The organism is Amycolatopsis acididurans, assembly GCF_012328925.1.
GTDB lineage: Bacteria > Actinomycetota > Actinomycetes > Mycobacteriales > Pseudonocardiaceae > Amycolatopsis_E > Amycolatopsis_E acididurans.
Genome location: NZ_JAAXLS010000015.1, coordinates 23,803 through 44,506 on the forward strand (window position 1 = coordinate 23,803; position 20,704 = coordinate 44,506).

20 protein-coding genes are annotated in these 20,704 nt (G+C 67.9%); 19 read left to right on the forward strand and 1 reads right to left on the reverse strand.

The window, feature by feature from the left end; genetic code table 11:
- The first annotated feature begins 24 nt into the window (after window positions 1-24).
- Window positions 25-837 carry a PaaI family thioesterase gene (locus tag HFP15_RS21495; RefSeq protein WP_168518450.1) on the forward strand — a complete coding sequence of 271 codons (813 nt, stop codon included), beginning with the start codon at window positions 25-27 and terminating at the stop codon, window positions 835-837.
- Window positions 838-841: 4 nt separating this feature from the next.
- On the opposite strand, the gene HFP15_RS21500 is transcribed toward HFP15_RS21495, so the two are convergent.
- Entirely contained in the window at window positions 842-1,894 is a 1,053-nt protein-coding gene (locus HFP15_RS21500) for an NAD(P)H-dependent flavin oxidoreductase (protein WP_168518452.1), read from the reverse strand.
- A 103-nt stretch (window positions 1,895-1,997) separates the two neighbouring features.
- Here HFP15_RS21500 and HFP15_RS21505 point away from each other — a divergent pair, with 103 nt between their 5' ends.
- From HFP15_RS21505 to HFP15_RS21590, 18 genes are all read left to right on the forward strand, one after another.
- Entirely contained in the window at window positions 1,998-3,164 is a 1,167-nt protein-coding gene (locus tag HFP15_RS21505) for a 2-hydroxyacyl-CoA dehydratase subunit D (protein ID WP_168518454.1), read from the forward strand.
- Between the two features lie 28 nt (window positions 3,165-3,192).
- Window positions 3,193-4,563, forward strand: coding sequence for a 2-hydroxyacyl-CoA dehydratase subunit D (locus HFP15_RS21510; RefSeq protein ID WP_168518457.1), 1,371 nt, complete (start codon window positions 3,193-3,195; stop codon window positions 4,561-4,563).
- A complete protein-coding gene (locus HFP15_RS21515) occupies window positions 4,560-5,492 on the forward strand; it encodes an acyl-CoA dehydratase activase (protein ID WP_168518459.1) in 933 nt (310 codons plus the stop codon). Before HFP15_RS21510 ends, HFP15_RS21515 begins: the two co-directional genes overlap by 4 nt.
- Before the next feature lie 227 nt (window positions 5,493-5,719).
- Window positions 5,720-6,832: a spirocyclase AveC family protein gene (locus HFP15_RS21520; RefSeq protein ID WP_168518461.1), complete on the forward strand. Its 1,113-nt coding sequence runs from the start codon at window positions 5,720-5,722 to the stop codon at window positions 6,830-6,832.
- Between the two features lie 19 nt (window positions 6,833-6,851).
- Window positions 6,852-7,199: a ferredoxin gene (gene fdxA / locus HFP15_RS21525; RefSeq protein ID WP_168518463.1), complete on the forward strand. Its 348-nt coding sequence runs from the start codon at window positions 6,852-6,854 to the stop codon at window positions 7,197-7,199.
- Between the two features lie 14 nt (window positions 7,200-7,213).
- Window positions 7,214-8,176, forward strand: a complete 963-nt coding sequence (locus HFP15_RS21530) for an NAD(P)/FAD-dependent oxidoreductase (protein WP_168518608.1) — start codon at window positions 7,214-7,216, stop codon at window positions 8,174-8,176.
- A gap of 225 nt (window positions 8,177-8,401) precedes the next feature.
- Window positions 8,402-9,844, forward strand: coding sequence for an aldehyde dehydrogenase (locus tag HFP15_RS21535; protein WP_168518465.1), 1,443 nt, complete (start codon window positions 8,402-8,404; stop codon window positions 9,842-9,844).
- Between the two features lie 11 nt (window positions 9,845-9,855).
- Window positions 9,856-10,953 carry an NAD(P)-dependent alcohol dehydrogenase gene (locus tag HFP15_RS21540; protein ID WP_168518467.1) on the forward strand — a complete coding sequence of 366 codons (1,098 nt, stop codon included), beginning with the start codon at window positions 9,856-9,858 and terminating at the stop codon, window positions 10,951-10,953.
- A gap of 39 nt (window positions 10,954-10,992) precedes the next feature.
- A complete protein-coding gene (locus tag HFP15_RS43905; RefSeq protein ID WP_168518469.1) occupies window positions 10,993-12,225 on the forward strand; it encodes a cytochrome P450 in 1,233 nt (410 codons plus the stop codon).
- The gene (locus tag HFP15_RS43910) at window positions 12,222-12,416 is read left to right on the forward strand and encodes a ferredoxin (RefSeq protein WP_168518471.1); all 195 of its coding nucleotides are present in this window, start codon (window positions 12,222-12,224) and stop codon (window positions 12,414-12,416) included. The genes HFP15_RS43905 and HFP15_RS43910 overlap by 4 nt, the downstream gene beginning before the upstream one ends.
- A gap of 25 nt (window positions 12,417-12,441) precedes the next feature.
- Window positions 12,442-12,870, forward strand: coding sequence for an SCP2 sterol-binding domain-containing protein (locus HFP15_RS21555; RefSeq protein WP_168518473.1), 429 nt, complete (start codon window positions 12,442-12,444; stop codon window positions 12,868-12,870).
- 1 nt (window position 12,871) lies between these two features.
- Window positions 12,872-13,729, forward strand: coding sequence for an MlaE family ABC transporter permease (locus HFP15_RS21560; protein WP_312871680.1), 858 nt, complete (start codon window positions 12,872-12,874; stop codon window positions 13,727-13,729).
- Between the two features lie 13 nt (window positions 13,730-13,742).
- Window positions 13,743-14,585 (forward strand): ABC transporter permease, encoded by an 843-nt coding sequence (locus HFP15_RS21565; protein WP_168518475.1) that lies wholly within the window; start codon window positions 13,743-13,745, stop codon window positions 14,583-14,585.
- Between the two features lie 28 nt (window positions 14,586-14,613).
- On the forward strand, window positions 14,614-15,438 hold the full coding sequence (locus HFP15_RS21570; RefSeq protein ID WP_168518477.1) for an ABC transporter ATP-binding protein: 825 nt from the start codon (window positions 14,614-14,616) through the stop codon (window positions 15,436-15,438).
- Window position 15,439: 1 nt separating this feature from the next.
- Window positions 15,440-16,678 carry an MlaD family protein gene (locus HFP15_RS21575; protein ID WP_168518479.1) on the forward strand — a complete coding sequence of 413 codons (1,239 nt, stop codon included), beginning with the start codon at window positions 15,440-15,442 and terminating at the stop codon, window positions 16,676-16,678.
- Complete coding sequence (locus tag HFP15_RS21580; RefSeq protein WP_168518481.1) at window positions 16,675-18,015, forward strand: MlaD family protein; 1,341 nt, start codon at window positions 16,675-16,677, stop codon at window positions 18,013-18,015. The genes HFP15_RS21575 and HFP15_RS21580 overlap by 4 nt, the downstream gene beginning before the upstream one ends.
- A complete protein-coding gene (locus HFP15_RS21585) occupies window positions 18,015-19,292 on the forward strand; it encodes an MlaD family protein (RefSeq protein WP_168518483.1) in 1,278 nt (425 codons plus the stop codon). Before HFP15_RS21580 ends, HFP15_RS21585 begins: the two co-directional genes overlap by 1 nt.
- On the forward strand, window positions 19,292-20,704 hold the full coding sequence (locus HFP15_RS21590; RefSeq protein ID WP_168518485.1) for an MlaD family protein: 1,413 nt from the start codon (window positions 19,292-19,294) through the stop codon (window positions 20,702-20,704). Before HFP15_RS21585 ends, HFP15_RS21590 begins: the two co-directional genes overlap by 1 nt.

Genomic DNA, 20,704 nt, shown 5'->3' on the forward strand with positions numbered 1-20,704 from the left:
ACACCGCGATTCCAAGGAGCTTGAATGCACACGGTGACCTCGTGTCACAACCGTCGTGAGTTTTGCCCCGGCGGTCCCGAGCTGATGTTCGGCGTCGAAGACTTGACGGCCGACGGGGACGCCTACCGGGGGGTCATGACCACCGGTCCCTGGTCGAAGGGACCGGGAAACGCCGCGGCGGTCGGTGTTCTCGCGGACATCGTGCTGGGGTATGCCCTCATCGCGTCCTCGCCCGCGGACCGGTGGTCGGTGAGTACCGAGATCTCGCTCGATTTCCTGGGTCCGCTGCCCTCGGACGGGTCGCTGTTGACGGCCGAGGGGCGCGTCGTGCACCAATCTCCGGGGACGGGGCTCGCGGAGGGCTCGATCACCACCTCCCACGGCCGGCCGCTCGCCCGGTGCCGTCAATGGGGCCGGTTCATCGAGGTGGACCCCGCCGAGCGGCCCGGCGAGATTCCTTTCGCGGGTCCTTGCCGGTCGGCGGAAGAGCTGGCCGACACCGTCGGGGGCACCGTGGCGGCCGCGGACGGCCGTGCCCGGATCTCGTTGTCCATTGAGGACGATCTGGTCAATCCACTGCGGACACTGCACGGCGGGATCACGCTCTGGCTGGCCGAATTTCTGGCCGGCCGCGCGGTCGAGTCCGTCGCGGGCCCGCTGATCCCTGCCTCGCTGACCGTCAGCTACCTGCGGCCGCTCGTGTGCGGTGACCTCGCCACGTTCAGCGCCGAGGTCACCAGCAGCGGCCGCAGGCTGGCCGTGACTCAGGTGACGGGTGTCAATCAGGCCGGCAAGCCCTGCATAGTCGCGTTGGCACACCACCACGGTGCGCACTGACCGGTCAGGGGGCGCCGACGCCCGAGGGCAGGCGTGCCGCCAGTGAGCGCAGGATCCCGGCCGCCTCGTCGGCCATCCGGGGCACGAACTCCGCGACGTCGACGAGGTCGGTGATCGCGGAGGCCACCTGACCGGTCATCACCAGGCTGTTCTCCGTGTCACCCTCGGTCTGGGCCCGCTGCATCGATTCGATCTTCCAGCGGGTGAGTTCGACCGGATCCACCACCGCCTCGTCGTGCCGCCCGGCGGCGTCGGCAAGCCGCTGTGACGCCGCGTTGCGCAGGCCGCGGCATGGTCCGTAGACCCCGTCGAACGCCACGTCGTCGCCTTCCCGTGCGTCCAGCAGTGCCTGGATGTAGGCGGGATGCCAGTCGGAGTTGGCGGTGCTGGTGATGAAGCGCGTTCCCATGGCGACCCCCTCCGCGCCCAGGGCCAGCGCGGCCGCCAGTCCACGGGCGTCCCGCGCGCCGCCGGTGAGCAGGACCGGAACGTCCACCGCCTCGGTCACGCTCGGTACGAGCACGAAAGTGTGCACGGCCTTGCTCGGTGCGTGGCCGCCCATCTCGAAACCCGCGGCGATCACCACGTCGACGCCCGCCTCGGCCGCCTTCACGGCCTGGCGGGTCGCCCCCACCTTGTGCTGGTGGACCATTCCGGCGTCCTTGATGAGCTGGATGTAGTCGCCGGGAAAACCGGCCGAGGTGGTCAGCACGCGTAGTTGCCGCTCGAGCGCCGGATCGGCCGCGCGCGCCTCCAGCGCGGTCCGGATATAGATGTCAGTGAAGGGGAGCACGTCCCCGTTGCTGTCCACTCCCACGGGGATGTTCACCGCGAATACGCGGTCGGTGAGCGATGCGCACTCCTCGATGTGCTCCCGGAAGGTCCGGGCGCCCAGCGCGATGTCCTCGGGCATTCCCGGCATGGACACCGTGCCGAGCCCACCGGCCTCGGATACCGCCGCGGCAAGCTTCGGCGTGCGGAAAGGCCCGAGCCCCTCCTGGACGATGGGGTGCTCGATGCCGGTGAGCCGGGTGTAGCGGTTGACGATCGGGGGCATGCCTCGACTCCTGTTCGGACGCCTTTAAAACTTTACGTCAGTTGTGATTGTGTCTCACGACGCGTAGAGTATCTGATGTAGCCGACGAGAGGAACCGTCAACGATGACCGAAGCGTCTTCCTTGGCCATGTCGAGGCTGGCCGAGGTGGCGCGCGATCCGCGTGCCTACATCGAGCAGTGGCGGTCCCGGCACCCCGGCCGTCCCGTGCTGGCGATCCTTCCGATGAACTTTCCGCGCGAGCTGGCGCACGCGGCCGGTGCGCTGCCGGTGATCGTCCAGGACGATCAGCAGCCGGTCACCGAGGGCCGGGCGCTGCTCGCGGAGTTCTACTGCGGCTACACGCGCAATCTGGCGGACCAGGTCGCGACCGGGCGCTTCGCCGTCTACGACGGGGTTTTCATGGCCGACCACTGCATCCAGCTGATCGGTTCGGCCGAGATCGTGCGCTCGGTGAAACCGGACACGACCGTTTTCCTCGGCATGCTCAACACGTCCATGAACGATTCCTGGGCCGGCAGCCAGGTTTCGTCGATGATGCGCCGGATCCGGGCGGAGATCGAGGAGTTCACCGGGCAGGCGGTGGAGCCCGGCGCGCTCCGCGACAGCATCACCGCGTACAACCGCGACCGCAGGCTGATCCGGCGTCTGCTCGACGAGCGCACCGCGGGCAACGCCGCGTTCGGTCCCGTCGCACTGCAGGACATCATCACCTCGAGCATGGTCATGGACCCGGCCGAACATCAGGCCCTGCTGGCGGAGGCGCTGCTGGAGCCGCGCACGTCGGAACGGGACGACCGGGTCCGGGTGCACCTGTCCGGGCACCTGTGTCACGCGCCGCGGCGGGAGCTGCTCGAGGTGATCGAGGACAGTGGGGCACTGGTCGTCGACGACGATCTCTACCACGGCCGCCGTTACGTCTCCACCGATGTCGCGGAGACCGGTGACCCGCTGGAGGCGCTGGGGGAGTGGTACGCCCAGCGCAATGTCACCATCCCGTGCCCCACACGGGTTCAGCAGGACGTCGACTGGGACGGCTACCTCGTGGACGCCGTTCGCGGCAGCGACGCGGAAGCGGTCATCCACCTGATGCCGAAGTTCTGCGAGCCACACATGCTCTATTACCCGGAACTGCGCAAACGTCTCGACGCGGAAGGCATTCCGCAGCTGCAGATCGAAACCGAACACGAAGGAATCCCGCTCGAGTCGTTCCGTACGCGGATCGAGACGCTGGTGGAGCGCGCTCGCCGGCGCCGGCCCGTGCGTGTCTGACACCCGACCGACAGGAGACGAGCCGAAAATGCAGGAAACCATCCAGAAGCCCGCCGAGGACAAGAGCAACAGGCTCGGGATCACCCGCGTCGGTGGTCGGCTTATCTCGGACTACTGGGACGATCTGTTCACCGCGCGTGAACGGGGAAAGCAGATCGTCTGGTACAACGGCGGCGCGCTGAACCCCATGTTCCAGGCGGCCGGGCTCGCGTGGTGTCACGGCGAGGCGTTCGCGGCACGGCTGGCCGCCCAGCGGCTGGAGGGGCCCGCGCAGCTGGCCGGCGCCGAATACGGTTACAACGCCGAGCTTTGCTCCTACTCGCGCACCCATCTGGGCTGTTCCGTGCTCACCCTGCAGGGCACCGACGGCGACCAGACCGGCGTGGTCGGCGCGCACGATCAGGAAGTGCTGGCAGCGAAGTTGCCCGCGCCGGACTTCTTCGTCAACAACTACGCGGGTTGCAGCACCGGGCAGCAGTGGGACGGTATTTCCTACCGGGTCTTCGGCAAGAAGCTGCCCATCTTCAACATCTCCCACCCGTTCCTGTGGGGCAACCGGCCCGACGCCGGTTACCTCACGGGAGAGGAATGGGAGGACGCGTCGAAGTTCGTCGCCGAGCAATTACGGAATCTCATCGACTTCCTCGAACAGCAGAGCGGCCGTCCGTTCGACTACGACGCGCTGTGCGAGAGCATGACCTACATCAAGCGCGCGGCGGAGTTACGCCGCGAAGGCCTGGATCTGTGCAAGGCCAAACCCGCGCCCGCGACGTTCTGGGACTGGATCGCGAGCGTCGCCCCGATCAACTTCCTGCCGGGAAACCAGGCTCTGGTCGACTACTTCGCGGGCGTGCGCGACGAGATCTCCGACCGGGCCGACAAGGGAATCTCCGCGGTCAAGGACGAGAAGTACCGGCTGTACTTCGACGGCATCATGAACTGGAACAAACTCGGCTTCCTGTCGCGGAAATTCGCCGAGTACGGAGTGGCGGTGCTGGCCGGCCGCTACATCCAGAACGCGTTCTGGCAGGAGCCGCACCTGATCGACACCTCGGACCCGATCCTGGGGATGGCGCAGCACTATCTGTTGTGCCCCACCAACCACGGCGCCAAGACGCTGGAATACATGACGTTGCGGGACTGCGAGGAGTACGACCTCGACGGCCTGGTCTTCCACTCCACGCGCACGTGCCGTGCCTTCACCGGCCCGCAACGTCTGCTCGCCAAGGCGGCGCAGGACAAGCTCGGTATCCCGTCCATCTTCTTCGAGGGGGACGTGGCGGACGCGTCCTTCTACAAGGACGGCATCCTGGAGAGCAGGCTGGTGGCGATGCTGGAGGCGATCGACGTCCGCAGGCAGCGCGGGTCGTTGCCCGCCGGGTTCAGCGCGATCGCATGACCGGGCACTGCCTGGGCGTCGACCTGGGGTCGACCACCGCGAAGGCCGTCGTCGTCGACCACGCCGGCACCATCACCGGATCCAGCGTCGTGCAGATGGGTGCGGTGAGCAGGCAAGGCATGCGCCAGGCCATCGAGGCCGCGTTGGCCGACGCGGGGATCGTCGAAGACGACCTGGCGGGCACGGTGTCGACCGGGTACGGGCGCAAGCTCGTGCCCGGCGCGCACCGGACGTTCACCGAGATCACGTGTCACGCGCGTGGCACGGCGGCGATGTGCCCCGGTGTCAGGCTCATCATCGACATCGGCGGCCAGGACAGCAAGGCGATCACCGTCGACAAGGACGGCCTGGTGGACGATTTCGCCATGAACGACAGGTGCGCGAGCGGGACAGGACGGTTCTACGACGTGCTGGCCCGGGCGCTCGAATGCGATATCGAGGGACTCGGCGAGCTGGCGTTGCGGGGCAGGCAGGACCTCGAGGTCAGCAGTATGTGCGCGACCTTCGCCGAGACCGAGATCGTTTCCATGCTGGCGGAGGGACTTCCCTCGCCGGACATCGCCGCGTCGGTGCACCGCGCGATCGCGGGACGGACACTGGCGTTGGTGGCTCAGGTCGGGCGCCACGCACCGGTGGTCATGACCGGCGGTGTCGCCCGGAATCCCGCGGCGGTGCGCTATCTGGAGCAGGCGCTCGACCTCGAGGTGCGGGTGCCCGAGCATCCGCAGATCACCGGGGCGTACGGGGCCGCGTTGCTCGCGCTCGAATCGTCCGGGCAGCCCGTGACGCCGCCGGGCCAGGACGCGGACACCGACGTCCAGCTTTTCCCGCACACCCACTCGGGAGCGGGACATTCGTGTGGCGGATGCGACGGCACCGCGGGCGGAGCCGTCCACCTGGGGTCGTCCATCACCGTCCGACGTAGCTGAACCACGCTCGACGACCTGCGGTTTCGCACCCACGCTCCTATCCTCCGAAGAGCAGTGTCTGGTTTGGACCGCGGAAAATCCGTGCGCTACCTGGATTCACATCTCCTCGAGGCCCCGTATTTATACGTGTTTTGCGCCTGAGTATTGCCACACGTCGAACATCTGGCAAAAATCGAATGACAGGGCAAACAGAGGTAGATGCGGATCGTGGCGAAGAGGAGATGACGATGGCGACAACCAGCGTCGCTGGGGTCGATTCGGTTCAACGAGAGCCGGCCGAGCCACCCGAATCGCGGAAGTGGCTTGTAGTGCTGTTCATAGCATTCGCGTCGCTGATGACCTTGCTGATCGTGACTGGAGAGACCGGTCCTGGCGCATTGCGTGATTCGAACCCCACGGCGACCCACGTGGTCGACGGTTACCCCAGGGCGAATCCACCGCTGCTGGGTTTCGAGTACTGGCCACAACTGTGGCAGGCCATTGGTTTCGGTGGCGCGGCGATCCTGCTGATCGTCTTCGGTATGAAGTCATGGCGTGCGCGACGAATGCACAACGGCCTGGTCGTGACTTTCGCGGCCGGCGGCATGATGGCGTTCGATCCGCTGTACAACTGGCTCGGCTACTTCCCGACTGATCCCCGCTTCCTACACATCCCGCACGGTGCGACCCCGTGGTCGGATCTCGCGCCCACATTCGAGCCGGTCTTCTTTTGGCCCCTGTACATGTTGTGGCTGACCGCTCCGGCCCTGCTGGCTCACTGGGTCTGGACGAAGCTGCGCGATCGCGCGCGCCGCCGCAAAGGGCCGGGCACCTGGATGCAACGGCACCCATTGCTGAGCCTTTTGCTGGTCTGCAAGCTCGTCACGCTTCCCCTTGACTGGGGCGGCTTCCGTCTCGGGATCCTGACGGATGCCTTTATCTTCTCGCAGGCTCCGGGCCCGCTCGTCAGCGCCGGCCACACCTCGCAGATGCAGCTGCTGTGGGAGCCGATCCTCTTTCCACTGACGATCATGGCGACATCTTTGCTGTTCTACCGGGACAGCGAAGGTCGCACGCTGCACGGCAGAGCCGCGCGCAAGGTGCGGACATTCGTGCGGTTTCCCCGGCTTACCGAGTTCGTCGTGGCCTGGTCGATCATCGCGCTGTCCTACGTCATCTGTCTCAGCGGCATGGCGGTCCTGCGTTTCACCGGACAGGCGGACGAGCTGGCGAGGCCCTGGCCCTACCAGGACACCCAGGTGTACGACCCGGACGGGCTCTACCAACAGTCCGGCGAACCAGGGCTCAAACGAACCGGCAGCGGCGACTTCGATCTGATCCGCCCGGTCATCCCGAAATAGAAATAAACGAGGAACCATTGTGTCGTACGTAATCGCCGACTCCTGCATCGACATCATGGACCGCTCCTGCATGGAGGAGTGTCCGGTCGACTGCATCTACGAGGGCGAGCGCAAGCTCTACATCAATCCTGTCGAATGCATCGACTGCGGCGCCTGCGAACCGGCCTGCCCGGTGAGCGCGATCTCGCAGGACCGCAAGGTGCCCAAGGACAAGGAGGCCTTTCTCGCCGACAGTGAACGGTTCTTCAACGAACCGCTTCCCGGGCGTGACGAGTCGATCGGCGCCCCCGGCGGCGCCGCGGTCGTGGGACCCATCGGTGTGGACACCGAGCTGGTGGCCGCGTATCCGGGGAATCAAGCAGCGTGACCGCGGGGCTGCTGATGGAACACGAAGTCGACCTGCTGGTCGTGGGTGCCGGGCCAACCGGGCTGTTCGCCGCGTACTACGCCGGTTTCCGTGGAATGTCGGTCGCGGTGGTGGACTCGCTGCCCGAACCGGGCGGGCAGATCAGCGCGATGTACCCCGAGAAACAGATCTATGACATCGCCGGCTTTCCCGCGGTGCGTGGCCGTGAGCTGGTGGAGCGGCTGCTCGAGCAGGCCGAGCCGTTCAAGCCGCTTTACCTGCTCGGGCATCGTGCGGACCAGCTCGAACCCGGGTTCACCGTGACGACGCACCGGAACACGCGAATCGCCGCCAAAGCGATCGTCATCACCGGCGGCATAGGCACATTCACGCCACGCCCGCTGCCTGCCGCGGACGCGTTCGACGGCGACGGCCTCGCGTACTTCGTGCGCAGACTCGATGACTACGCCGGCGCCGACGTGGTGATCGTCGGGGGCGGCGACTCCGCGTTCGACTGGGCGCAGGCTCTGCAGCCGCTCGCGAAATCAGTCACCTTGGTGCACCGTCGGAGCACGTTCCGGGCGCACCCGACGACGGTGGCCGCGGTGCGGGCGAGTCCGGTGGAGATCATCACCGACGCGCAGGTGTCCACAGTGGTCGGTAACGGTTCGGTCGAGTCCGTGGAGATCACGTGCGGGGACGAGGTGCGCGCCGTGCCGTGCCAGAAGATCATCGCCGCGCTCGGCTTCACCGCCAACCTCGGCCCGTTGCTCCACTGGGGTGTCGAGGTGGAGAACCGGCGCCACATTCCGGTCGCGTCGTCGATGGCCACGAACGTGCCCGGCATCTTCGCCGCCGGCGACATCAACGACTACCACGGCAAAGTGCGGCTCATCGCCGTCGGTTTCGGTGAGGCCGCGACCGCCGTCAACAACGCCGCACATTTCATCGACCCCGGCAAGCCGGTCTTCCCCGGCCATTCCACCGACGCCACCTGACGAATACGACCACGACCGGCCGGGCACACGGTTCTTCCGTGTGCCCGGCCGGTCGTGCGCGTTCACAGGGACGGAATACCTGATTTCCCCGGCGATACCCGGGCGCGAAAACCCCGTATTTCTACGTGTTGTTCGTCCCCGCCGGCGCCCAATAGTTTTCTCGGTGAGCGGCGTCACCTTCCTGGGCACGCGTTACATCGAGGGGTACAGCAAAGGAGCTGGAACATGGCAGTGGCGTATGACAGCTTGTTCATCGACGGCGGCTGGGCGACACCCGCATCGGATCGCCGTATCGATGTCGTCAATGCGACCACCGAGGAGTCGCTGGGCAGCGTCCCGGAGGCTGTCGAGGACGACGTCGACCGCGCGGTCCGCGCCGCCCGGCAGGCTTTCGACGATTCCCCGTGGGCGACGGCCGAACCCGCCGAGCGAGCCGCGGTCCTGAACCGGTTCGCCGACGCGCTGGAGAAGCGCACCGATCTGCTGACCCGGACGGTGAGCCAGCAGAACGGCATGCCGTTGAGCCTGAGCGAACAGTTCGAGGGCGGGTACGCCGTCGCGCTGTTGCGTTACTACGCCGCACTGGCCACCTCGACCGAGTTCGAGGAGCGCAGGCCCTCGCCGCTGGGCTTCGACACGTTGGTCCGGCGCAGTGCGATCGGTGTGGTCGGGGCGATCGTGCCCTGGAACTACCCCGTCGTACTCGCGATCACCAAGATCGCGCCCGCGCTCGCGGCCGGGTGCAGTGTCGTGGTGAAGCCTTCGCCGGGCACGGTACTCGACAGTTTCGTCCTCGCCGAGGCGGCAGCGGAGGCCGGAGTTCCGGCCGGTGTGCTCAACTGGGTTCCCGGTGGTCGTGAGCTCGGCGCGTACCTGGTGTCGCACCCCGGCGTCGACAAGATCGCCTTCACCGGGTCCACCGCGGCCGGCCGGCTGATCGGGGAGCAGTGCGGTCGCCTGATGCGGCCGGTTTCCCTTGAGCTGGGCGGAAAATCGGCAGCTGTCGTCCTCGATGACGCCGATCTGGACAAGGTGACCGAAGGCCTGTACTTCGCGTCGCTGGCCAACAACGGCCAGACCTGCATGGCGTGCACGCGGATCCTGGCCCCGCGCAGCCGCTACGACGAAGTGGTCGACGCGATCGGCGGCTGGCTCGGCGCGCTCCAGGTCGGCGACCCGTTGGATCCGTCCACTCAGGTCGGTCCACTGGCCTCGGCCGAGCACCGGGAGCGCGTCGAGGGATACATCGCCAAGGGCCGTGGTGAGGGCGCGAGGCTGGTGCTCGGTGGCGGCCGCCCGGCCGGGTTCGACCGCGGCTGGTTCGTCGAGCCGACCCTGTTCGCCGATGTGGACAACGGCTCCACGATCGCTCAGCAGGAGATCTTCGGTCCCGTGCTGTCCGTCATCGCGTTCGACGACGACGAAGACGCGGTCCGGATCGCCAACGACTCCGAGTACGGCCTCGGGGGCAGCGTGTGGTCGGCCGACGCCGCGCGAGCCACCGAGATCGCCCGCAAGGTGCAGACCGGCACGATCGGCGTCAACGGCTACGTCGTGGACCTCAACGCCCCGTTCGGTGGCGTCAAGGGCAGCGGCATCGGCCGCGAGTTCGGCCCCGAGGCACTCGCCGGTTACCTGCAGCTCAAGTCCATCTACCTGCCTGCCTGAAGGAGATTCTCATGCGTATCAAGGCCGCGGTCGTGCGTGAGGCCGGCCAGCCGTTCCAGATCGAGGAGCTCGAGCTCGACGCGCCCCGGACCGGCGAGGTCCTGGTCAAGATTCATTCGTCCGGCGTGTGCCACACCGACATCGGCGTCCGCAACCAGTGGCTGCCCGTACCGCTGCCGCTCGTTCTCGGCCATGAGGGCGCCGGCGTCGTCGAGGCGGTCGGACCCGGCGTGTCCAAGGTCGCGCCGGGCGACAAGGTCCTGCTGACCTTCGCGTCCTGCCGCAACTGCCGGATGTGCCGGCAGGGCGATCCCGCCTACTGCGAACAGTTCGTGATCAGCAACGTCGCCGGCTCCCGGCCCGATGGCACCAACGCGGTGCACGGCGAGGGCGACGTGCACGGCTTCTTCTTCAGCCAGTCCTCCTTCGCCACCCATTCGATCGCGGTCGAGAGTAACGTGATCAAGCTGGACGACGACGCCGATCTGTCGATCGTCGGCCCGCTGGGCTGCGGAATACAGACGGGCGCCGGCACGGTGCTCAACCGGCTTCGCCCGGAGGCCGGATCGAGCCTGGCCGTCTTCGGTGCCGGTGCGGTCGGCATCGCGGCGGCGATGGCGGCGAAGGCGGCGGGGTGCACCAAGGTGATCGCCGTGGACCTCGTGCCGGACCGGCTCGCGCTCGCCGCGGAACTGGGTGCCACGCACACCATCAACGCGTCCGATGTGGACCCGATCGAGGAGATCCAGTCGATCACCGGCCGCGGTGCCGACTTCACGGTGGACACCACGGCCGTGACCTCGGTGGTGCGCCAGGCGGTCAGCGCACTGGCGCCCAAGGGCACCTGCGCGGTGCTCGGCTTCGGCCAGGCCGGCACCGAGGTGCAGGTCGACATGCTGGAACTGCTCATGACGGGCCGCACGATCACCGGTGTCACCGAGGGCGACGCGCGACCCGACGAGTTCATCCCGCGGCTGCTCGAACTCCTCCGGCAGGGCCGCTTCCCGTTCGACAAGCTGATCACGAGCTACGACTTCGCCGACATCAACGCGGCCTGTGAGGACTCCGACGGGGGCAAGACCGTCAAACCGGTGTTGCGAATGGTGTGAGCGCTGTGCCCGGAACCTGCCAGAGGAGAGGACAAGACCGTGAGTGTCGATGACGGCGTGATCGGCAAGCTGATCGAACATTTCAGCCTGCACGACAAGGATTGCCAGAAATACCAACACGAGATCTTCACCGAGATGCGGAAATCGTGCCCGGTCGCGCACAGCGTCGAGCACGGCGGATATTACGCCCTGTCGCGTTACCGCGATGTCTACGACGCGGCACACAAGCCGGAGCTGTTCTCGTCGTTTCCGGTGACGATTCCCCCGTTCGGCAACCCGACCCCGATGATCCCGATCGAGGCCGACCCGCCGATGCACCGCAAGTACCGGACACTCGTAGGCGCCCAGTTCAGCCCCAAGTCCGTCGAGGCGCTCGAGCCGTACATGCGGGAGATGGTGCGCGGCATCGTCGACGGTCTTGTCGGCAAATCCGAGGCCGACCTGGCCAAGGAAGTGGCGGTCGCACTGCCGTTGCGCGCCATTCTCGAGCTCTACCTCGGTGTACCCGAGAAGGACTGGGAGATGCTCAAGAACGAGTTCATCTACATGCTGCAGCCCGACCCGGACGCGACCGACGAGGAGAATCAGGAACGGTCGATGCAGGCCGGGCTGAACTGCACCATGTACTTCGCGGAGATGCTCGAGGAGCGCCGCACCCAGGGCTACGGCTCGGACCTGATCAGCCACCTTGATCAGGCCGAGCTGGAGGGTGAGCGCCTCACCGACGACGAGATCTTCGGCTTCTGCCTGGTGCTGGTGCCTGCGGGATTCGACACCACGGCGAGCGTGCTGAGCCGGTTGCTGCTGATGTTCGCCGAGAAACCCGAGGTGCGCGACCAGCTGGAGCAGGTCATCGACGACCCCGGCAAGCTCGACCTCGCGATCGAGGAGCTGATCCGGTTCATGCCGCCGCAGCCCGGTGTGGCGCGCAACGTCACCGAGGCTTGTGAGTTCGCCGGACAGGAACTGGCCGAGGGGGACCGGTTGCTGTTGCTGTGGCCCTCGGCCAACCGCGATCCGGAGGAGTTCCCGAACCCCGACGAGCTCGTGCTCGACCGCCAGCCCAACCGGCATCTCGGGTTCGGCTCCGGCATCCATCGTTGCCTCGGATCGCATCTGGCCCGGCTGGAGCTGAAGATCCTTTTGCAGGAGTTCCTGCACCGGGTTCCGCGCTATCGCGTCGCGCCGGGCAAGGAAGCCGTGTGGCACACCGGCAACACGTGGGGCGTGAAGACGGTGCCCGTGGTGTTCGAGCAGTGGGAGACCGCGTGACCCGCGTCGCCATCGACGGTAGCAAGTGCCAGGGGCACGCACGCTGCGTCACGCGTGCTCCCGAACTGTTCGATGTGGACGACGAGGGCATCTCCTTCGTACTCGCCGAAGAGGTGCCGCCCGAACACGCCGACGCCGCGCGCCAGGCGGCGGAGGCGTGCCCCGAGCGTGCGATTTCCCTTCAGGAATAGGACCGTCAGAGCAAAGGAGCTCTCCGTGGGTGTCTTCAGGGACGAGGACGAGGTCTACCGGTACCTGGGCCGGATCTTCCAGGTGAGCATGGCCGACCCCGAGATGGGGCCGAAGCTGCGCAAGGTCGGATCGGTGCTCAAGCTCAACCAGTCCGACCCCGAGTCGACGATCGTGATCGACTTCGGGGAGGGAGTCGTGCAGCTGGGCGCCGAGGGCACGCCACAGGTGACCCGGCCGATCGACGCCGAGCTGGAGATGCAGGCCGACACCGCGCACCGGTTCTGGCTGGGCAAGGTGAACGTCGCGCTGGCCATGGCGCGCGGCCAGATCAAGACCAAGGGCAAGGTGTCCGCGGTGATGAAGGTCGTGCCCATCACCAAACCGCTGTTCAGCACGTACGAGACGATCCTCAGGGACGCCGGGCGTGCCGACCTCGTCGATGCGGTGAAGTGACGTGACCGCGATCGAAGAGCGCGACACCGCACCGCCGCCGCCCCGCCGGCCGGCCGGGGACCGGCTCGTCACGGCGGTGCCGGGGCCGGCCAGGACGGTCGTGCTGGAAGTCGGCCAGATGTGCCGCCTGCTCGGACAGGTCGTCTACAGCGCCGTCCGCCATCCGCGCGGGTACTGGAAAGAGACGCTGGACGAGATGTATGCGTTGCTGCGGCTGTGTTTCTGGCCCGCGACGTTTTCGATGGCGGGCTTCGGTTTCCTCATCACGGTGATGGGTGTCGGCCTGCTGGTGCTACTCGGCGCGGCCAACCGGATGGGCGCGTTCTGGGTGATGGCCGACATCCGGGAGATCGCGGCGTTCATGGTCGGCATGGTCGTGGCCGGGGTGATCGGTACCTCGATCACCTCGGATCTCGGCGCGCGACGGGCCCGCGAGGAGCTCGATGCGCTCAAGGTGCTCGGCCTCGACGTCGTCAGGATGCTGGTGATCCCCCGGGTCATCGCGACCGCGGTGATGTGCGCCCTGCTCAACTGCCTCACGTCGTTCGTCGGCGTGCTGCTCGGCCTGCTGGCGGTGGGTGCGCTCGGGGACACCAGCTCCGGCGCCTACCTCGACAGCATGTCGCACAACCTGTACGCCGCCGACGTCTGGGGCGCCGAGCTGAAGACGTTGCTGACCGGGCTGCTGATCGGGGTCATCTGCAGTTACAAGGGACTCAATGCCGGTGGTGGCCCGGAAGGTGTCGGCCGCGCGGTCAACCAGGCGGTCGTCATCTGTTTCGCGATGGTGTGGGTGTTCAACTTCTTCTTCAACGCCATCGCACAGGGACTCAACCCCAACCTGCTGATGCTGCGGTAGAGGACATCCACTCATGACGACTGTCCAAAGTATTCCCAAGCTGCCGAGCCTGCACACGGCGGTGCCGAAGCGATCCAACGTCCTGCGCGCGGCCGCCGAAACCGTCGGCGACATCGCGTACTTCGGGTTCCGGGTGCTTCTTGAGGCCCCGATGACACTGGGCCTGTACTTCTCGGAAGTCCTGCGCCAGGCCGCGATCCTGGTCCGCTCCAGCGGTCTGATCATCTGGTTCATGATGTTCGCCATCGGGGCGGAGACGGGCTTGCAGGGCCACTACATCCTCGACCAGGTGGGCGCATCCGGGTACGTGGGTGTGTTCACCGCCGTCGGTGACCTCAAGGCGGACACCACGTCCATGTGGGGCTGGGTGCTCGCGGCCAAGGTCGGCTGCGGGTTCGTCGCCGAGATCGGCTCCATGCGCATCAGCGACGAGATCGACGCGCTCGAGGTGATGGGCGTGCATTCGCGGGCCTACCTCGCGGGCACCCGGCTGTGGGCGATGTGGATCACCGCACCGTTCCTGTTCCTGGCGGGGGAGGGCTGCCAGTACATCGGCTCGTGGCTCGTCGTGCAGCCGATGCTGCAGACGACCTCACCCGGTGGTTACTCGAACATCTTCTGGTCCTTCCAGACGCCGATCGACCTGCTGTACGCGTTGATCTGGGCGATGCTGCTCGCCACGCTCGTGGTGATCGTCGGCTGCTTCTACGGCTACACGGCCTCGGGCGGCCCCGTGGGCGTCGGCCGCAACACCGCGAAATCGATGATGGTCAACATGATCATCGTCTCCGGTGCGGCGGCGATCCTGTACCAGTTCTTCTTCGGCACGACCATTCAGACACCCATCGCCAACTGACCGTTCGCGGTGGAGTTGAGGAGTACGCATGTATCCGCAGAGTCGCGGTGAACAGAGCACCCAGGAGCTACCGGCGGTCTCCGCGAACGGGTCCGGGGACGGGTCGGTCGCCATCGTTCGTGATCTGCACAAGTCGTTCGGCTCGTTCCAGGTCATGCGTGGCCTCACGCTGGAGTTCAAGCCCCAGGCCATCACCACCATCCTCGGCCCGTCCGGAACGGGGAAGAGCGTGCTGCTCAAACACATGGTGGGCCTGCTGGAGCCCGACTCGGGCACCGTCGAGGTCTTCGGCCAGGACATCTGGAAGATCCATGAGCGCAAACGTGCGGAGCTGCGCAAGCGGTTCGGCGTGCTGTTCCAGGACGGGGCGTTGTTCGGCTCCATGAACGTCTACGACAACGTGGCCTTCCCGCTGCGCAAGCACACCGACATGTCCGAGGCCGAGATCCGCGAGATCGTGATGGAGCGGCTCAAGGAGGTGGGGCTCGAGGCGGCCGTGAAGAAAGCGCCGAACGAGATCTCCGGTGGCATGAAGAAGCGCGCCGGATTCGCGAGGGCGCTCGTGCTCAACCCCGAGATCGTGCTGTTCGACGAGCCGGACTCGGGCCTGGACCCGGTCCGCACGAGCCTGCTCAACGACGTGATCCTCAAGGTGCACGACGACGACAAGGGCACTTACGTCGTGGTCACGCACGACATCAGGACCGCGCGCAAGGTCAGCGACTACGTCGGGCTCATCTGGCAGGGCAGGGTCGTCTACTACGGCGCGGCCGACGAGGCGTTCTCCTCGGACGACCCGTTCGTGCGGCAGTTCCTCTCCGGTGACTCGGTCGGCCCGCTGGGGATGGACTGACATGGCGGTGACGAAATGGCTGGCGGGCGCCGTCGTGCTCGCGGCCGCCGTGATCGGGGGTGGCTACCTGCTGGCCACCCAGAACGACGGCTACCAGGTCAAGCTGGTGATGCCCAACGCGGCCAACCTGCTCGACGGATCGCGGGTCGAGATCGATGGCAAGCCGGTCGGTTCGGTCACCAAGCTGGAGACGCGGGACAGCCAGGCGCTGGTGACCGTGTCGGTCGACGACGCGCACGCGCCGCTGCACACGGGCAGCACGGCCCAGGTCCAGTGGCGCGGGCTGCTGGGCGAGCGAGTGGTGGAGCTGATGCCGGGCCCGGCGGGCAACCCGCGGATCCCATCCGGCGCGATGCTGCCGGCCGGCAGTGAGCAGGTCGAACTCGACCAGGTCCTCGCGGCGCTCGACCCGGCCACCCGGTCCCACCTCGATTCCGTTGTGCAGCAACTGGACCAGAACCTCAAGGCGCATCCCCAGGACATCAAGGCCACCCTGGACACCGCGGGGCCCGCGGTGAACGAGCTGGGCGAGGTGCTCAAGGCGGTGGGGCAGGACGGTCCGGCGATCAGCAACCTCATCGGCGACCTGCACCAGATGATGGATCCGGTGGTCGCGCGCCAAGTGCAGGTGCGCCAGGTGATCGGCAACCTGACCTCGGCGACGGACTCGCTCGCGGCCGAACAGTCACAGCTGCAACAGGCTCTTGGCGCATTACCATCCACATTGGACGCCGCGCGGGGCACGATGGACAGCGTGCCCGCGGCGGTGGACGCATCCGTGCCACTGCTGAAGCAGCTCCAGCCGGCCACCTCCCAGCTCGCGGGGCTCTCGCAGAACCTCAGCCCGCTGCTCGCGGACCTGCGGCCCACGATCGCCGACCTCCGGCCGACGCTGCAGGCCGCGAACAAGTTGCTGCAGACGACTCCGGCGCTGCTGGACAGCGCCAACGGTGTCCTGCCAGGGGCCACCCAGGCCGTCACGCAGCTCAACCCCGCGGTGAGCTTTCTGCGTCCCTACACGCCGGACGTGATGGGCTGGCTGTCCAACTGGGGAGCGGCCTTCGCCAACTACGACGCCCAGGGCCACTACTTCCACGGCCTGGTCCAGGTCAGCACGAGCATCTTCGACGACAACCCGGGCGCCGACGTCGGGCTGAAGGGCGGCCCCAACTCCACCCCGGCACCGGGCATGGCCTCCGGCCGGCCCTGGGTCGACGCGAACGGGAGCGGACCCCGATGAACAGCAAGGTCAAACGCGTCCTCAAGATCGGCGCGGTGGTCGCCGTGGTGGCGGCCGCGGCAGCAGGTTACCTGGCATCTCAGTCCAGTTCGGACAGTGTCGAGGTGACGGCGGTGTTCGCCGATGCCAGCCCGCTCATCCCCGGCAACCTCATCCGCATGGACGGCGTCGACGTCGGCGAGATCGAGGCCGTCACCCTGCGCAACGGGCAGGCGAACGTCCAGATGAAGCTCGACCGCTCGGTACTGCCACTGCATCAGGACGCGAGCGCGAAGATCCGGCCGGTCACGCTGCTCGGCGAACGCTACATCGACCTCGACCGCGGCTCGGCCAACGCACCGGAGATGTCCTCGCCCCGGCTCATCGCGGCCGCCCACACGACCCGCGCCGTCGACCTCGACGAGGTGCTCGACTCGCTCGACGACCCGACGAGCACGGCGCTCGCGGCGCTCGTGACGACGCTGGGCGAGGGCACCGCAGGCCAGGGGCCCGACGTGGACGCCGCGATCAAGGCACTGGCTCCGGCCATGACCGACACGCGACAGCTGACCGACATCCTGAACGGGCAGAACGCCGTGCTCGGGCAGCTGGTCGACCGTGCCACGCCGATAGCGCAGGCGGTGTCCGGCGATCAGGGCAAGAACCTGGACAAGGCCGTCGACGCCGGCAACCGGATGCTCGCCGCCGTCGCCGCGCAACGCCAGGCGATGCAGGATGCGCTGCAGCAGCTCCCGGGCACGCTGCGCACTGCCCAGCGGGTGCTGGGCGAGGCAGCGGGTGTCGCCCAGGAGGGCACGCCCGCCCTGCAGTCGCTGCGGCCGCTCACCGGCAACCTCGTGGACGTCAACGCGGAGCTGAACGCGTTCGCCGACAGCGCGAACCCGGCCCTGTCCTCGCTACCGGCGGTGCTCGACCGCGCGAAGAGCCTGCTCGACCAGGCCGCGCCACTGGTGCGCGACCTCCGTCCCGGCGGCGCGGTGCTGCCCGGCGCGAGCGCGTCCGCGAATCGCCTCGTCGGCGATCTGACGCCCGCGCTGGGCACGGCGCTCGACTTCATGAAGTACTGGGCGATGAGCACCAACGGACGGGACGCGCTGGGCAACTACTTCCGCGCGTTCGTGGTCACCACCCCGAAGTCGCTGCTGCAGATTCCCGGCACGGGGCTCGGGCCTGCGACGCAATCCGCACCCGCACCCGCACCCGCACCCGCACCCTCACCCGCACTGCCGAACCTGCCGGTTCAGGTGATGCCACCCGGCGGTGACCCGGGCAGCGCGACGGGCCTTACCCAGCCGCAGGAGAACAACCTGCTCGGCCAGCTTCTCGGAGGGCTGTGATGGGCACGTCGAAAGCACGTACCTTCCTCATCGGTGCCGGCGGCCTCGCGGTGCTCGCCCTGATCCTGCTGTTCGGGGTCACCGCAAGTTCCGGCATGCCGGGTACACCGAAGACGGTCGTCCGTGCGGCCTTCCACAACGTCGGCGCGCCGCTCAAGGTGGGCGACGACGTCCGGGAGAACAGCTCGCGCATCGGCCGGGTGTCGGCGGTGGATTACGACGGTACGCAGGCCGTGGTGACACTGGAGCTGGACGGCACGGTCGCCGTCTACTCCGACGCGCGCGCCGCGGTATGGGACCAGTCGGCGCTCGCGAAGAAGTTCGTCGAACTCGACCGCGGGCACGCCCAGGCCGGCCCGCTGGGGGATCACCCGATCCCGGCCGACCGCGACGTGGACTCGGCCGACCTCGACCAGGTGCTCGACGTGCTCGATCCGCCCACCCGCGACGCGCTGGCCGGTACCGTGCGCCAGGTCGGCGGTGGAGCCGCGGGACACAGCCAGGACCTGCACGATCTCCTCGAACATCTGCCTGCCGAGCTCAACGGTCTGGGGACGGTCGCGGGCTCGCTCAGCGCGCCGGAGGCCGATCTGCCCGCGCTGCTGGCGCGCGCCGACCAGCTGGCCGGGTCGATCGCCGGGCACACGCAGCAGCTCGCCGACCTCGTCGGACAGGCAGGCGACACCGCGGACGCGGTTGCCACCGACAGCGGGAAACCGTTGCAGGACACGATCAAGGACCTTCCCGGCACACTCGCCGGCGCGCGAGGGGCCCTCGACTCGCTGGACAAGCCGCTCACCGACGTGCACGGCGCGCTGACCACGGCACGGCCGGGACTGGCCGCGCTGGGCCGGGCGACTCCCGACCTGCGCGGGGTGCTGCGGGAAGCGCCGACACCGCTGAACGAGGTGCCGGGCGTCGCGCGGGCCGCCGAACCGGCACTGCGTGATCTGACCGCCACGGTGGCCGACGCCCGTCCACTCGCGCCGGAGTTCTCGCGCGGACTGGTCGACGCCGCGTTGCCGCTCAACACACTCGCCCCCTACAGCACCGAGGTCGTGCAGTTCTTCCGCCGCATCGAAAGCATGGTGTCGACCGAGGTCGCACCGGGCGTCCACGGCGCGCGCGTCGGCGTCGCGGTGGAGGGACCGTCCATCCTCACCGGCGGGGCGCTCAAGGATCCGCTGCAGGGCCAGGACGCCTACCCGGCGCCGGGTCAGGCGGATGGTGAGCACACCCAGTCGCCGGTGAACATCCTCCCGGGAGGGAACAACTGATGGCGGCCAAGCTTCGTAAGCCCGTCGTGCTCGGCGCGGTCCTGCTGATCCTGGTGGTCGGTGCCCTCTTCGCCGTGTACCAGAAGGAACGGATCGGCACGATGCTCTCCTCGGGAGACGAGGTGCGCGCCGTGTTCGCCAGGGACTACCGGCTCGTGGCGAACTCCTCCGACGTCAAGGTGGCCGGAGTCGTGGTCGGCAAGGTGACCGACATCGGCAAGGACGACAAGGGGCAGGCCGTGGTGTCGATGAAGGTGGACGACGGCACGAGCGACAAGCTCGGTACGACGCCGTCGGCCATCATCCGGCCGACCACGCTGCTCGGTGGCAACTACTACATCGAGCTGGTGCCCGGCGGCGCGCACAAACCCTTCGACGGCACCCCGATCCCGGTGTCTCGCACGTCGATCCCGGTCGAACTGGACCAGGTGCTCGCCGCCATCCCGGGCCGCGCGCGACAGTCCATTCAGGACACCACCCGGCTGACCGACCAGACGTTGCGGGCGGGCGCCGGTTCCGCCGCGGGAGACCTGCTGCGGGACGCGCCGGGAACGCTCGCGCCGGCCGACGACGTCCTCTCCGCGCTGCGCGGAACGCAGCCGCAGCAGGACCTCTATCGGCTGGTGCCGGACCTGGACAAGGCCGTCACCGCGATGACGCGGCAGAAGGGGCAGCTCGCCGACATCATCGGCTCGCTCGACACGGTGAGCGGGAGCCTGGCCGCACAGCGGGCGCCGCTGTCGGAGGCGGTGGCCGGCCTTCCCTCGACGCTCGCGGCGACGAAGGACGGTCTCGGCGCGCTGCAGGGCACGCTCCAGCGGCTCACGACGACCGCTACCGGCGCCCGGCCCGCGGTCGCGGAGCTGACGCCGCTGCTGCAGAAGGCGAACCCGGTGGTCGCGCAGGCGCGGCCGCTGGTCAACGACCTGCGCCCGCTGCTGCACCAGGCACTGCCGCTGGTGAACGAGCTGGTGCCGACGTCCACGCAGGCGACGGCGACGCTGAACAACGTGCGCGGTCCCGTGCTCGACCGGGTCAACGGGCCGATCGCGAAGACCGTCCTCTCGCCGTGGACCGGTACCGGGGCTTATCAGGGCGACGGCGGCAACGGCCACAAGTTCTACGAGGAACTGGGCTACCTCGCCGCGCACACCGCGAACCTTTCCCAGTACGGCAACAACAACGGGCGGATGCTCGGCCTCGGTCTCGGAGCCGGCGTCTCCAGTGTGGGCGGCAACGACCCCGGCACGGCACAGCTGCTGCAGTCGCTCGGCCTGCTGCCCGGTGGCGGTGTACAGCTGCTACCGCCGCCCGACAACGCGGGGGACACCTACACCCCCGAGCCGGCGACGGCACCGGGCCAGAACCACGTGCTGCCGACGCTGCCACCACTGCCGCTGCCGGGGAACTAG